The 13757-nt window shown below is 30.2% G+C and carries 13 protein-coding genes, 1 other RNA gene and 1 pseudogene; 2 read left to right on the top strand and 13 right to left on the bottom strand.

Going from position 1 to position 13757, the window contains the following annotated elements:
• Positions 1 to 96 precede the first annotated feature (96 nt).
• The 3 genes from LQ686_RS04150 to LQ686_RS04140 form a co-directional block, all read right to left on the bottom strand.
• Positions 97 to 702 carry a hypothetical protein gene (locus LQ686_RS04150; RefSeq protein WP_119494220.1) on the bottom strand — a complete coding sequence of 202 codons (606 nt, stop codon included), beginning with the start codon at positions 700 to 702 and terminating at the stop codon, positions 97 to 99.
• Between the two features lie 364 nt (positions 703 to 1066).
• Positions 1067 to 1477 carry a hypothetical protein gene (locus LQ686_RS04145; protein ID WP_239733182.1) on the bottom strand — a complete coding sequence of 137 codons (411 nt, stop codon included), beginning with the start codon at positions 1475 to 1477 and terminating at the stop codon, positions 1067 to 1069.
• A gap of 647 nt (positions 1478 to 2124) precedes the next feature.
• Positions 2125 to 2313, bottom strand: a complete 189-nt coding sequence (locus tag LQ686_RS04140) for a hypothetical protein (protein WP_107591091.1) — start codon at positions 2311 to 2313, stop codon at positions 2125 to 2127.
• Positions 2314 to 2898: 585 nt separating this feature from the next.
• Here LQ686_RS04140 and LQ686_RS04135 point away from each other — a divergent pair.
• Together LQ686_RS04135 and LQ686_RS04130 are read left to right on the top strand one after the other, a co-directional pair.
• Complete coding sequence (locus tag LQ686_RS04135; protein WP_107591090.1) at positions 2899 to 3432, top strand: hypothetical protein; 534 nt, start codon at positions 2899 to 2901, stop codon at positions 3430 to 3432.
• Positions 3433 to 3488: 56 nt separating this feature from the next.
• Complete coding sequence (locus tag LQ686_RS04130; RefSeq protein WP_107566212.1) at positions 3489 to 3941, top strand: GNAT family N-acetyltransferase; 453 nt, start codon at positions 3489 to 3491, stop codon at positions 3939 to 3941.
• Between the two features lie 324 nt (positions 3942 to 4265).
• Here LQ686_RS04130 and LQ686_RS04125 read toward each other — a convergent pair whose 3' ends face one another.
• The 10 genes and pseudogenes from LQ686_RS04125 to aroA form a co-directional block, all read right to left on the bottom strand.
• On the bottom strand, positions 4266 to 4694 hold the full coding sequence (locus LQ686_RS04125) for an Hsp20/alpha crystallin family protein (protein ID WP_049320665.1): 429 nt from the start codon (positions 4692 to 4694) through the stop codon (positions 4266 to 4268).
• Positions 4695 to 4875: 181 nt separating this feature from the next.
• Entirely contained in the window at positions 4876 to 5283 is a 408-nt protein-coding gene (locus tag LQ686_RS04120) for a plasmid mobilization protein (protein WP_107591180.1), read from the bottom strand.
• A gap of 124 nt (positions 5284 to 5407) precedes the next feature.
• Positions 5408 to 5593, bottom strand: coding sequence for a hypothetical protein (locus LQ686_RS04115; RefSeq protein WP_016998735.1), 186 nt, complete (start codon positions 5591 to 5593; stop codon positions 5408 to 5410).
• Positions 5594 to 6012: 419 nt separating this feature from the next.
• Positions 6013 to 7558 (bottom strand): annotated as a pseudogene (locus LQ686_RS04110) (IS3 family transposase).
• 78 nt (positions 7559 to 7636) lie between these two features.
• Positions 7637 to 7993: a transfer-messenger RNA gene (gene ssrA / locus LQ686_RS04105) on the bottom strand.
• 79 nt (positions 7994 to 8072) lie between these two features.
• Entirely contained in the window at positions 8073 to 8540 is a 468-nt protein-coding gene (gene smpB / locus LQ686_RS04100; protein ID WP_037560253.1) for an SsrA-binding protein SmpB, read from the bottom strand.
• 10 nt (positions 8541 to 8550) lie between these two features.
• The gene (gene rnr, locus LQ686_RS04095; protein ID WP_239733181.1) at positions 8551 to 10899 is read right to left on the bottom strand and encodes a ribonuclease R; all 2349 of its coding nucleotides are present in this window, start codon (positions 10897 to 10899) and stop codon (positions 8551 to 8553) included.
• A 37-nt stretch (positions 10900 to 10936) separates the two neighbouring features.
• Positions 10937 to 11677, bottom strand: coding sequence for an alpha/beta hydrolase (locus LQ686_RS04090; RefSeq protein ID WP_025906374.1), 741 nt, complete (start codon positions 11675 to 11677; stop codon positions 10937 to 10939).
• Between the two features lie 89 nt (positions 11678 to 11766).
• Positions 11767 to 12000, bottom strand: coding sequence for a preprotein translocase subunit SecG (gene secG, locus LQ686_RS04085; protein WP_025906376.1), 234 nt, complete (start codon positions 11998 to 12000; stop codon positions 11767 to 11769).
• Between the two features lie 69 nt (positions 12001 to 12069).
• Positions 12070 to 13413 carry a 3-phosphoshikimate 1-carboxyvinyltransferase gene (gene aroA, locus LQ686_RS04080; RefSeq protein WP_239733180.1) on the bottom strand — a complete coding sequence of 448 codons (1344 nt, stop codon included), beginning with the start codon at positions 13411 to 13413 and terminating at the stop codon, positions 12070 to 12072.
• Between the last annotated feature and the right edge of the window lie 344 nt (positions 13414 to 13757).

Here is a 13757-nt window from a genome sequence, read left to right as displayed (position 1 = left end):
TAAAGTCCTGGCTAATTAAATAGCTAGGACTTTTTATTAGACGTAAACATTCATTTTATTATTCAATTACTCTAGTATCTAGAGTTGGGAAAGCATTTATAATAAAATATTATTTTCCTTTTCATAGGATTCAATTTTCTGACGGCTCTCTTCTTCTTTATCTAAAGTAATACGTAATTCATATGTTCTATTTGTATGTTCATCTATGGAAAGATAAGTCTTTACATCTCCCCCTGCAAAAACTTTTCTATACGCATCAATGATTTCTTGATCTGCATCTGTTACTGGTACATTCAGTATCTCAGAATAAGGATAATAAGGTTCGCTATTGAAATAATCTTTTACTAAATCATATAATACGTTATTACAATAACTTGGTTGGTTACTTTGGAATTCAATAAAATGTTCTTTTGGGTCAAATAATAAATCATATACTTTTTTGCCTTTTAACATGTGATACAACTCATATAAATAATGATTAGTATTACTTTTTATTTTCTTTACCCGTTCTTCTGACTGATCTTTATTAACACCAAAAAAACTAGTATGCTCTCCATCATTTCGAATCATGCGAAAATATGGTTGAAATTCTTTTCTAAAATCTCCATATAAGCCTGATCCGAGGTTTACTTCATATTCATACAAGTCATGAAACATACAATACCAATCAATATAAAATTCAACATATGCTTTATTTGTCAAAAGTAGCACCTCCTATAGATTACCTCATAAAGAGCTATTAAATAATTTCAAAATCGGGTCAAAGTTAGTACTGATTATTTTTTATGTTTTTAGCGAAAACCTATTATTCATAATCAGCTGAATCATATTCATTTCCATATTTTTCAACGTCTCGTTTCATAATTTCTTCTTTTTCAGCTTCGGTTGCATTATTCCATTCGTCCTGTCCATTTACCCATTCTTCATGTGCAGCTTGTTCTTCAGGAGTTCTGTATACACCATTATTCTCATAATCATAAGTTTCTTCTTCATCTTCATTAGCTTGTTCGTCATAAATAGATTTTTCTTGTCCACTTTCAACTCTTAATGAACTTTCATACGCAGCTTATGCTGGCCCTTCAAGTACATTACCTTGAGGGATAACACCATTTGAAACTGCACTATTGTATGCAATAATTTTCTGCTCTTCAGTATAATTACCATTCAAAATTTGAACTAATGAATTTCTATCAGTTATATTATTATAATCAATTGTGCTAGTTGACTCTTGTTCGTTTGGAGATTCTTGCTCATTAGTTATATTTTCTTCAGTAGACTCTTCTTCTGTTTTAGAGTCTGATTCCTTAGTTGTTTCTTTGTCTTTTGAATCATTCTTTTCTTTATCTTCTTTTTTAGTTTCTTTCTTGTCTTTTTTCTCATCTTTTGGTGCAGGATCTAAAATTGATTCTTCTTTTTTCTCTCCACATGCTCCTAATACTAGTAATGATGATAATAATAAAACAATTAGCTTTTTCATATTTCTCCCCCTAATATAAGTAAAATGTTATTAACTTGATTATAATCTAATTACACTTGATTAGTATATACTTTTTATATTTAATTTTTTAAGTCTCAACTAATAATGTTAGCTTTCTTATTATGGGGACAAATTCAATTTATTCTTCTACATATTTAACCTATCATTTGAAGTAGACAACATAAATGAAATATAATAATATTTATATAGAAAAAGGTGATAAACATATTGTGCATCACCCAAGTGAGTATGTTAAAAAGACGGTGACTTTGTATAAATGCTTAAATAACCATCAAACTCGGTCAAAGTTAGTGATGTTTTTTGGTTTTCTTTAATCATGACTAAAGCAATGACAGTAAATACTATTATTAAAAGCTAATAGTCCGACATGCTGTTTTTTCTAGGAGTAACAACTATAACCATAGACATCACCCTATATAAGAAATTAGCCATCCTCTCTCTAACTTGCTCACTTTTTATTAAATTTACAAATTCAATTTATTCTTCTACAACATCTTCATCTACTATATATGAATCTGCAAGATCATCATCTTTAGTATAAAATGCAAATACCCAACTACCGTCATCTTTCTTTTCATGTTCTCTATACTTATAAATATCTAATGTACTTTCCTTATAATCTTCTACTATGGTTTAATATCAGAAGATTCTACAGTATATTTATTAGATGTGTTATTCACCGTAGAAATACTCGAACTATTAATTTCCCATTTTGCTTGAGTCGGATCAATATTACTTAATACAAAACCGAAGAATAGAATAAATGCAAATATACCCAATATTCCTAATAAAACTAAATTAAATTTATCCTTCATTCGCTCACCTTTGTTTATATTAATCATACACCAATTTTCAAGAATAATATATCACTCAAAGCGATTTCTAGGCAAGTTAGCCTATAACTACGCACATAAAAGTGTTTCGAGGCGTTAGAATCACAATGATTAACATGTTTTTTTGTCTAATATCAAGATTCACAACTATTTTATAAATAAAATCATTTGTAGTGAAGTTATATATCTGTATTTAAAAATTTCTAAAATTGGAATGTGTATAATTTTAAACTATTGTTATGGTGTAGTGTTTCCCTTCTCCAATATCTTATACACTGAATTTTGTTCTCCTCTTATAAAGGTATACCTGTTATCATGACACCTTATAATCTGTGGTACTCATTTGTTACTATAGTTCCTTGACCTGAGTAGCCAATAGAACAATGCAGGTAAACTTAATCGTAACAGTTGTGAGTAAGTTATTAATAAGCCTATACATATAAGTAACATGTAGACTATTTAAACTATTCATTGTTATCAAATACTATTAAATACAATATTGAGTATGGATTGTATTGTAGGAATAGAGTAGTATGATGATTAACATTATTATAAAGGGAGTTCATTATGCTAAATATTTTACAAGCGATAGGTTCAATCGGAACGTTTATTATGGCAATTTTATATTTCATTTCAGTAATGATACAAATAAGACAAATTAAAATTTCTTTTATACCATTTTTAGCCTTTGATCAGATTATTATTGAAAAAACAAATCATTTAAAACTGAAAAATTTAACTGAATCTGATTCTGACTATGTAAACACAGCTTTTAAACTACAAAATTTAGGCGGTGGAACTGCTAAAAATATAGATATAACAGTTTATTTAAATGAAAATGAAGTATTACAAAAAAAACACATTAATGTTTTACCTAGTAATAAATTTTATCTAATGCCTATCAATAAAAAAGCATTTGAAGAATTTGAAGATACAATTGAAAATAATGGTTATACAACTAATATGTATATAAATATAAGATATTATAGCCAAATATCTAAAAAACAAAATAGTATCACCTATAGAGTAAATATTGAAGAGTTTGTTAATTTAGATGATAAAGACTTGTATGAAATGACTTTTGAGACTACTAATTCATAAAATTTCCAGAATTATATGAACTTGCAAAAATCTTTATTATCAAAAAGGAGCAGAAAATGATATTTAAATTAGATAAAAAAGACAAAGACACCCTAAATAAACTAGGAGCAATCTGGTTGAATTCCAATATAACCACTCATAATTTTATTGATGCCCAATATTGGCATAATAATTACGAAGATGTCCTTAATGCATTCGAAGAGGCGGAAATAGTTGTATATACGAAAAATGGAAATATTTTAGGTTTTTGTGGTTTAGTTGATAATTATATAGCAGGTATGTTTGTTGATGAGAATGAAAGAAATCAAAATATAGGAACAAACCTATTACAATATCTTCAAAAAGAAAAAGAATACCTATCTCTAAAAGTATATAAAGAGAACAAAAAAGCAGTTAATTTTTATAAGAAAAACCACTTTAAAATTGAAGAGTTAAGTGAAGATGAAACTGGAAACGATGAATATACAATGTATTGGAAAAATAAAAATAAATTCGCTAAGCAAAGGTAATTATAACAATAATAAACAAAATACAAATAAAAAGATTACCAAGTAACATAGTTGGTTATATGTTCTTAAGACCTCTTTCGTCTAATGAAATTATAGTATAAAAAATAGCCACCAATTATTGTAGAATTTACTTATTCGTATAGATGTTTTTTACAAATTTTCTAGTTCTTTTGAAAACTATTCTTGACTTTTTTACAGTTTGATAGCACTTAAGTAAGACTAGATAATCCAATATATAGCTTCCATTAAAAGAGAGAGAAATTCAATCATATGAATTTCTCCCTCAATTTGTAGTTAGCACATTAGTCAAAGAGTATTATTAATTTATTGAATATCAATTATTTTAGATTTTTTGTTAATAGAATTTAGTTTGGGAACTGATACATGTAGTACCCCATTCTCAAAATCTGCTTTAATATTGTCCTCATCTCCATTTGGTAAATGATAATACCTACTTATTTGTGATTTTGATCTTTCTGTAAACACAGTGTTCCCATTATTATCTTTTTGTTCATTTTCATTACTTTGTATAGCACTTAAGTACAGTGTATTGTCTTCATAAGTTAAATTAATATTTTCTTTATTGATACCAGGTAAATCAATATCAACAATATACTCGCTATTTGTTTCCCTTAAATCTGTTTTTGGAATAGCTGTATTAAAATATTTAAAAAGCGAATTAAAATGATCATCAAATATTCTTGATGGTGAAAAGTCAAAAATATTTTTATTAAATGGTGTTAAGTTTGACATATAACTTCACTCCTTATTTAAATTTGTTTTATCATTTTGATAAACTTTAGAAAAATCTAAAAAAGGTAGTTTGTCATTTTCGACGTTTTTAAATATATCATTAGTTTTAATTTTACCATCTTTATATTGATTTATAGTTTCAACAATATCTTTTAAAAACAAGGTCAATCACCACTTATTATCAGTAATCTAATTGACTTAACGCAGTTAACAAATCTTTATCATTTTTTAATGCTTCATTATCAATTGTTCCATCTATTTGTATATATGGTATCAGTTGGTTTATTATAGATACTTTTTCATAATCTTTATTAATATTCTCTATAGCCTTTTGATAATCTTTAGTGATTTTAAGGTTTTTAGCTTTTTGTTTTACATATGCCTTTTCTAATAAATTAAATTGGTGAGATGAAACATGATTTTCTGAATCTGTAACTTCCAACACTGTTGGTGTTATTTGATTACCTAGAGCTTGGTGTCTTGAAAACTCCGTTGGAGACATATGACAAGACTTAGCTATTTGTTTGATTTTTTCATATTCCTTAGTTGTTATTTTAAATGTAATTGCCTTTTGATCGCTTCTAGTCATATACTACTCCACTTCTTAACTTATAATATCGAACAACCACGGAATATGTTTAGAAAAATTAGTGTCATTAATTTTCACACCACCTCCTAAAGTTGCTTGAGTTATCAAATGATAATTATTTGAATTATTTTTTCTCAATATTTTTCGATATATCTATAGCTTTTTTGTATGAATCCCACGTAAGTGGCGAAGAAAATTCAATAAATTTATTATTATTGGATTCTCTAGACAATAAATCAATGCTTTTTAACTCAGTAATTCGAGGTGAATAGTTAATGTAATAAGAAGTTTTTGGTTTATCTTTTAACATAATATCTACCTCCAGTTACTTAAAATTACCATTTGATAACTTTCAATTATTTTATAACATTTTTTTTATTGTAATGCAACCATTTTTTAAAACTTTTTTTAGTTATTCAAATTTTATCATCGCTATATATATAACCTTCATATTATCAATGTGCTCACGATTAAATCAGTAATCAAAAAAATGCGCATTCGGTATAAATAAAAACTTGATATTTATGGCTTATTAAAAGACTACTTTAATGCAAAATAATAACCTACTCTATTACATGAGTAGGCTCGCCGTATAGTTGTGTTTAATATGTCTATTTAAATGGTAACATACATGTTGGTTTAAGTAAAAAACAACCCTACCTAGTTTGAAACGCACCCTGTCAAGTAGACAACTAAATAATAAAAATGTATTTTTGGTCGAATTCATAGCTATGCTATAGATTCGGCCATTTTTAATGTAATTCTATTAGTATTATAAAAATGGATATACTTAGTTAATTCATCTACTGCCTGTTCATAATTTATAAAAGAAAAGTTCTTGTTTCCTTTATAAATTTCACTTTTCATCATTCCCCATACTGATTCTATTGGCCCATTATCAATACAACAGCCTACACGTGACATACTTTGAATCATTTTATACTCTTTTAATTTTGCTTTGAAACTTCTAGAAGTATATTGAAACCCTCTATCGCTATGAAAAATAATACCCTTGGTATTTTTTACTTGTTTAACTGCTTTTTCAAGCGTATTAAATACTAATTGGTTATTATTTGAACTACTCAATTCATAACTTAAAATTGTTTTACTACCCAAATCATAAATCGCACTTAAGTATATTTTATTACCATTTTTTAATTTGTATTCAGTCACATCGGTTAACCATTTCTTATTCTTCTTACTTTCATTAAATGATCTGCTTAAAATATTTTGCGCAGTTACTTCAGGAGTAAAAAGTTTATATCGCTTGGCTTTACGACGTATAATAGCTTTTAATTTTAATTGTTTCATTAATCTATAAACACGCTTATGATTAACATGTTTATTTAATTTAAGACGGATATAAATATAAATGCGTCTATAACCATAAATACCTTGATATTGATGATAGATATCGTTGATATCTTCCATTAATGTATTATTTTCAATCTCTCTCTTAGATGGTTTTCTGTTTGTCCATTTATAATAACTTGATCTATTTATTCCTAAAACACTACATAACCATTTAATTGGATATTTATTTTTTAGCGCTTTGATCGTTTTGTATGACGCGATTTGTTTACTTTTTGATTCATCATCTCTCTTTCGAATTCTCTCCGCTTTTTTAAAACCTCATTCTCCATTTCTAAATATTTATTTCGTTCTTTTAATGCTTTAATTTCAGCATCTTTTATTTCATCTTCTGTCATTATAGATTGAGGTTTCCCTTTGCCTCGTCCATCTTCTAAACCAGCATTACTATGATTTTTATATTTTTCACCCAATTATAAACTTGACCATAAGTTACTGAGTACTTATCAGCGATTGTTTTATAATCACTATTACTTTCTATGTAATCTTTAACTATTTCAATGCGTTCTTCTAAATTTGTTTTCCTTGCTTTCATCGTATACACCTCGGGTTTTGGAGAATATGTTTTGTTCTCTTTTCCCATAGTATAACGTTTTATCCAATTTCGAACAGTGCGATCTGAGGGGATATTGTATTTAATAGCCAACTGTACAGGCAATATTCCCTTTTCAAAATACTCATTAATAATTTGTTATTTAAAAGATGACGGATACGAGTTATTTTTTGTTTTAGGTAACAATCCATTAACTCCATATAATTTATACCTCTGGTATTTTTCACTTAATAATCTATGATTTGTATTCAATGACAACATTTTCATAACATTTAAGAAGCTATAGCCTTGTTCATATAAATCAAAAGCTTCTAATAATGTATTTATATCTATTTTAATATTTCTAGTCATAGTAAAACTCCCTGCTAAGTTTTCACTATTTAAGTGTTTCCTTAACAGGGAGCATATCAACAAGGGTTATAGGCTATATAATGGAGACGGCGGGAGTTGAACCCGCGTCCAGAGATCCTGATACAAATGTTTCTACGTGTGTAGTCTAGTCGTTAAGGTTTCGCGTTGTCTCAGGGGACTGACACCCGAAGACAATGCTAGCTTGATTAATCTCTTCTCGTCAGACTTCAAACGGCAGTGACGAGCGTATCCTACTTAAGTTGAATCACGTTAACGGCACATAGGCGATGCGGTTAGGTGATGCAGAGTGCTATTACGCAGCTACTGCTAAATTATCTTGTTTGCCAGTTATTATAACTGTTGTGTTGATAACGAAGACAACCCTCCGACACGCTTCATAAGCTCGGGGACCCCTGTCGAATCCGTAACGTCCCCTCAATAAGAAATATACTTCCTTTTAACAGAAGTATATTTAATCTTAACAATTTTTGATTGATTTTTCAATACAAATTGCTTAATATCGTTGTTTCATTGCTCTTTCAACGTCACGTTTTGCTTCTTTTGCTTTTAATGCATGTCGCTTATCATAGTCACGTTTACCTTTAGCTACACCTAAAAGAACTTTACAGTAACCGTTTTTAATGTAGAGTTTAAGTGGGATTAATGCATACCCTTTTTCTCTTGTAATACCAAAGAGTTTATCTATTTCTTTTCTTTTTAAAAGTAATTTACGGTTTCTCAGTGGATCATGATTAAATCGGTTACCTTCTTCATATGGCGCGATATGCATGTTATATACATACATTTCTCCATTAAATACACGCGCATATGAATCTTTTAAGTTTGCACTACCTCGGCGAATGGATTTGATTTCAGTACCTTGAAGTACAATACCCGCTTCAACCGTATCTTCTATTGTGTAATCATGGCTAGCTTTACGATTTTGTGCTAGTGGTTTACTTTGAACTTTTGGCACATCCATCACCTACTTTCTATTTTTTCTTTCGTCTTGCTTTGTTTTTCACAGCTTTTGCTTTGTAATAAGGCTTTTTATCTTTCTTACCTTGTTTACCTTGATTGCCGCCTTGTTTACCTTTAGCTCTACCCTTTTTATGCTTATTAGGTTTATCTTGTTCTTTAGCTGTTCCACGTTTTTTAGCTTTGATAGTTTTTTCTCTTGCTAAGCGTTCTCTATTCTTTTCAGCTATTGGCATACCAACAATTTGAAAATCAATCATACGCTCATCAACGTTAACATTAATTACTTTAACTTCGACTTTGTCACCAATTCTAAATACTTTAGCTTGGCGCTCACCTATAATGGCCATATTACGCTCATCAAAGTTGTAATAGTCATCTGTTAAGTTAGAGATATGCACCATACCTTCAATTGTGTTCTCTAGCTCTACAAACATACCAAAGTTCGCTACTGAACTGATAATACCTGTAAACACTTCTCCAACGTGTTGAATCATATACTCTGACTTCTTCAAATCATCTGTATCACGTTCAGCGTCAATTGCTCTTCGCTCACGTTTAGATGTATGGTCAGCGATGTCTGGCAACATTTCTTCCCAATGTCTAATTTGTTTACTGTTCATAGATTTTTCAATTAAATATTTACGAATTAATCTATGCACAATTAAGTCAGGATATCTTCTGATTGGAGATGTGAAATGTGTATAGTAATCTGCTGACAAGCCAAAGTGACCTAAATTATCTTCACTATATCTAGCTTGTTGCATACTTCTTAACATTAAAGTAGAAATAACCATTTCTTCTTTCTGTCCAGCTACTTCTTCTACAATTTTCTGTAATGTTGCAGGGTGTATGTCTTCACTTGAACCTTTAACAGCAAGTCCAAAGTTTGAAATAAATTCAAAGAATTGGTTTAATCTTTCTGCTTTTGGATTCTCATGTACACGATAGATAAATGGCACTTCGAGTTTACTAAAGTGTTCAGCAATCGTTTCGTTCGCAGATAACATAAAGCTTTCGATTAAACGCTCTGCATCATTTCTTTCTCTCACTTTAATGTCTGTAGGTATACCATCTTCATCTACTAATACTTGCGCTTCTTTAATATCAAAATCAATTTCCCCACGTCTTTTACGTTTAGCGATTAATTGTTTTGATAGTTGTTGTGCTAAATCAAGCATTGGTGTAATTTCTGAATACTTTTCACGAATTTCTTGATCGTCATTTTCAATAATGGCATTTACATCTGAATATGTCATTCTATAATCTGAATGAATAACACTTTCAAAAATATCATGTCTGATGACTTCACCTTGTTGATCTATTTCCACTCTACAACTCAATGTTAATCTATCTTCATGAGGGTTTAATGAACAAATACCATTACTTAATCTATGCGGAATCATAGGGATTACTCTATCTACTAGATATACACTTGTCGCTCTGTCATATGCTTCTTTGTCTAACTCACTATTTTCTGTTACATAGTAGCTGACATCAGCAATACTAACTGTAAGCTCTGTTAAACCATTGTCTAAAGCTTTTACAGAGACAGCATCATCTAAATCTTTCGCATCTGCACCATCTATCGTGATGGTAAGTTCGTCTCTTAAATCTCTTCTACCTTTAATTTCGTCTGGACTGATTTGATCTGGTACATTTTCAGCTTCTTGAATAACATTGTCAGGAAATTCAATATTAATACCATGTTGATATATGATAGATAAAATATCAACACCTGGATCATTCTTATGACCTAGAATCGCTTTAACATGACCTTCTGGGTTATGCGTACCATCAGCATACACTGTAATTTCTACTAATACTTTATGACCTTCAATTGCACCAAGATTTTTACCTTTAGGAATAAAGATATCTTGTGTAATACGTTTATCATCGGGTAACACGAAACCGAAATGTTTCGCTTCTGTATAAGTACCAACTACTTGCGTAATATTACGTGTCGTAATTGCTTTAACTCTACCTTCAATCTTACCTTTATGATCTCCACGAGATGGCACAACTTCTACTAATACTTCATCGCCATCCATCGCTTTGTTAATTTGATTAGGTGGGATAAAGATGTCTTCTATTGTGTCATCTTCCGGTCTTAAAAAGGCAAATCCTTTTTTGTGTTGACTTAAAGTACCTTTTACAAGGTCTGATTTGTTACTTTTCTTCTTATATCTATCCGTTTTTGTTCTTTCTAGTTGACCCTTTTGTTCTAAATCAACTAGAACTTTAATTAATTCTTTAAATGAATCAGCATTACTAAGTCCTATCGCATCTTGAAATTCACTTACGGTCATAGGACTGTATTCTTTATCATTGATGATTTCTTCAACTTCTTCTCTTAGATTCATAGTGGGCCTCCTTTCTCGTTTATATTATGTGTGTGTGTTACTCGGACCAATCTAATGATTCTAAGAATTGATATACGTCTTCAAATACTTGTTCTTTTTCTTGTCCGATTGTTATAACATGACCAGATTCTTCATACCATTTAATATTTTTGTCATCAGAAGATGATTCATTATAAATAATATTAGCTGAATCAGGGTTAATCATTTCATCTAGTCTACCTTGTACAACAAACAATGGATCAAATACTTCGTCTACTTGATCTCTCACACCTTGAATGGTTTCTTGTAAATCTTTCAAAGTATTCGTAGGATGAAAATGTTTCATTTCTTCTTCAATTTGTTCAGGTGTTTTGCCTTCATATTTTTTAAATTCTCTAGCATAATCTAATACACCTTCAAACATCGTGCCTTCAGTTTTTATATACATAGGTGAGCACATTGTTACAATACCTTTTACATCTCTGTTTAAACTTAATTTTAAACTAAATACGCCACCTAGTGATAATCCAGCTACTGCTATTTCAGTATATCCTTTTTCTTCTAAAAAATCATATGCATCTAAACAGTCTTTAAACCATACATATGGACTTGATTCCAAAATTTCTTCAGGTGGTCTACCATGACCTTCATAATGCGGAGCATATGATGTATACCCTTTTTTCTGTAAGTACCGTCCTAATTGTCTAACATCTGATGAATTACCTGTAAATCCATGTAAAAGTAATACTGCTCTTTTTCCTTCTTCAAAAAAGAAAGGTTTAGGTAATTGAATTCTCATGAATGACCATCCTTTAACATAATCTAGTTCTATTGTATCGTTTTTTCACTTGTATATAAATAAAAAAGTCCGACAATACAGTCGGACCACTACATTTTGAAGTAAGTAATTGCTAACATTAATAAGAAAAATAAAATTGCTAAAATAATTGTAACTCTGTGTAAAATTAAATCTATTCCACGTTGTTTTTGTTTTCCAAATAATTGTTCTGCTCCGCCACTAATTGCACCAGATAAACCAGTACTTTTACCTTCTTGAAGTAATACGACGGTAATCAATGCAATACAAACGATGATTAATAAGACGATTAAAAATGTATGCATGGACTCGGTCCTCCTGTCTATTATAACAGTAGCATTATAGCATATTTACAATATGCACTCAAGTTTTCATTAATGATACTCAACCGATATACCTAACGATGCTAACATTTCAAAATATGTTGGGCAAGTCTTTGATACACATGAAGGATCTAATAATTTAATCCCATCAACTTTAGTACCCATTAAACTTAATGACATTGCAACACGGTGATCATCATAAGTATCTAAAGTTGCTGCCTTTACATCACCCGGTGTGATAGTCCAACCATCTTGATGTTCAGTAACTTCAATACCTAATTTTGTTAAACTTTCTGTTAATGCCGATACACGATTACATTCATGATGACGTATATGTTCTACACCTGTAATAGTAATTGGACCATCAGCAAATACAGCTAAACTGCCAATTGTTAAAGCTTGATCTGAGCAAGCATTCATATCAATTGTTAAGTTCCCTTTTAATTGTTCAGGACCAGAAATCACAACATAATCAGGACCTTTTTCAACAGTTGCGCCCATTTTTTCAAGAATATCGACAACTTCTAAATCAGGTTGATGACTTTCCATATTTAAATGATTAATTTTAATCGTAGACTTATTAAGTGCTGCTAATGCCATGAAATAGCATGCTGTAGATAAATCAGCTTCTAATGGTAAAGTAGCTGCTTCATACTCACCTTGTTCTACTTTCATATGTGTATAATCATCTGATATATCTACATGTATGCCAAATTGTTTCATCATTTCAATTGTAATATCCACATAAGCGCTTTGAACTATCTTAGTCGTAAGTTCTATTTCAGTTGGTTTGTTAAATAAAGGTGCCGCCATTAATAAACCACTTATAAATTGACTTGATTGATTACCAGCAATTGAAACTTTTCCGCCCGTTTCCGGTGTACCTTTTATAGTTACAGGTAACTGACCATCTTTTTCAAGATACGTTAATTGAACACCTAATTGTTTTAACGCATCGTGTAAAGTCTTGTGAGGTCTGCCAGCAAGTTGTTCAGTTGAAGTAATTGTGATTTCACTTTTCTCTTGAGTCCCTAAAATACCTGGTAAAAATCGAGCAGTCGTACCAGCAGAACCAATAAATACTTGTTGTTTCTCAGGTAACTCTGAACGATTAATACCTGTAATATGAAGTTCATCACCTACAGCTTCAACAGTAGCACCTAGTTTTTTAATTGTTTCCATACACCAGTATGTGTCATCACTCTTTAAATATCCAGATAATTTAGATGTACCCTTACTAAAACCAGCTAAAATAAAAGCACGATTCGTTACACTCTTACTACCCGGAATCATGACTTCTTTATTAAATGCTTCTTTAATAGGATGAAGAGATAATTGATCCACACCATCTAAACTAGACCAAGGTGATTTTGCACTTTTTAAATTAATCGTCATTATGATCCTCCTATAAAATTCATTGCCTCTATTATAGAACATTTTCAAATAGAATGAAATGATAAAATGGTATTGATTTAAAGCGTTAAAGAATTTGTTTGATGAAGGAGGTTGTGTGAGATGTGAGAGATGAGAGGTATATAGTGTGTGGTTTAAATGTGAAGAGTAGGATTTCTTAGGTTTATAAGTGCGAGGATACGATTTGGAGGATCTCTTGGCTTAAGTCAGGAGTTAAGCTACGACTTGGACCATCTCTGTACTGAACCCAAAAATCTAAACCTTAATTAGTATATTATTTCAAAGGTTTGTCTCCTGTAATTTTTGGGAGATAAGCCTTTTAATTT

Origin of the sequence: Mammaliicoccus sp. J-M41, from assembly GCF_022385935.1 — a bacterium.
GTDB lineage: Bacteria > Bacillota > Bacilli > Staphylococcales > Staphylococcaceae > Mammaliicoccus > Mammaliicoccus sciuri_A.
Note: the sequence above shows the minus strand (reverse complement) of the source record. Positions and strands in the feature narration are given on the sequence as shown.

Bases quoted from the DNA above. Each gene is read 5' to 3' on its own strand.
- LQ686_RS04145 (WP_239733182.1), bottom strand. From the start codon at position 1,477: ATGAAAAAGCTAATTGTTTTATTATTATCATCATTACTAGTATTAGGA.
- LQ686_RS04140 (WP_107591091.1), bottom strand. From the start codon at position 2,313: ATGAAGGATAAATTTAATTTAGTTTTATTAGGAATATTGGGTATATTT.
- LQ686_RS04135 (WP_107591090.1), top strand. From the start codon at position 2,899: ATGCTAAATATTTTACAAGCGATAGGTTCAATCGGAACGTTTATTATG.
- LQ686_RS04130 (WP_107566212.1), top strand. From the start codon at position 3,489: ATGATATTTAAATTAGATAAAAAAGACAAAGACACCCTAAATAAACTA.
- LQ686_RS04125 (WP_049320665.1), bottom strand. From the start codon at position 4,694: ATGTCAAACTTAACACCATTTAATAAAAATATTTTTGACTTTTCACCA.
- LQ686_RS04120 (WP_107591180.1), bottom strand. From the start codon at position 5,283: ATGACTAGAAGCGATCAAAAGGCAATTACATTTAAAATAACAACTAAG.
- LQ686_RS04115 (WP_016998735.1), bottom strand. From the start codon at position 5,593: ATGTTAAAAGATAAACCAAAAACTTCTTATTACATTAACTATTCACCT.
- smpB (WP_037560253.1), bottom strand. From the start codon at position 8,540: ATGGATGTGCCAAAAGTTCAAAGTAAACCACTAGCACAAAATCGTAAA.
- rnr (WP_239733181.1), bottom strand. From the start codon at position 10,899: ATGAATCTAAGAGAAGAAGTTGAAGAAATCATCAATGATAAAGAATAC.
- LQ686_RS04090 (WP_025906374.1), bottom strand. From the start codon at position 11,677: ATGAGAATTCAATTACCTAAACCTTTCTTTTTTGAAGAAGGAAAAAGA.
- secG (WP_025906376.1), bottom strand. From the start codon at position 12,000: ATGCATACATTTTTAATCGTCTTATTAATCATCGTTTGTATTGCATTG.
- aroA (WP_239733180.1), bottom strand. From the start codon at position 13,413: ATGACGATTAATTTAAAAAGTGCAAAATCACCTTGGTCTAGTTTAGAT.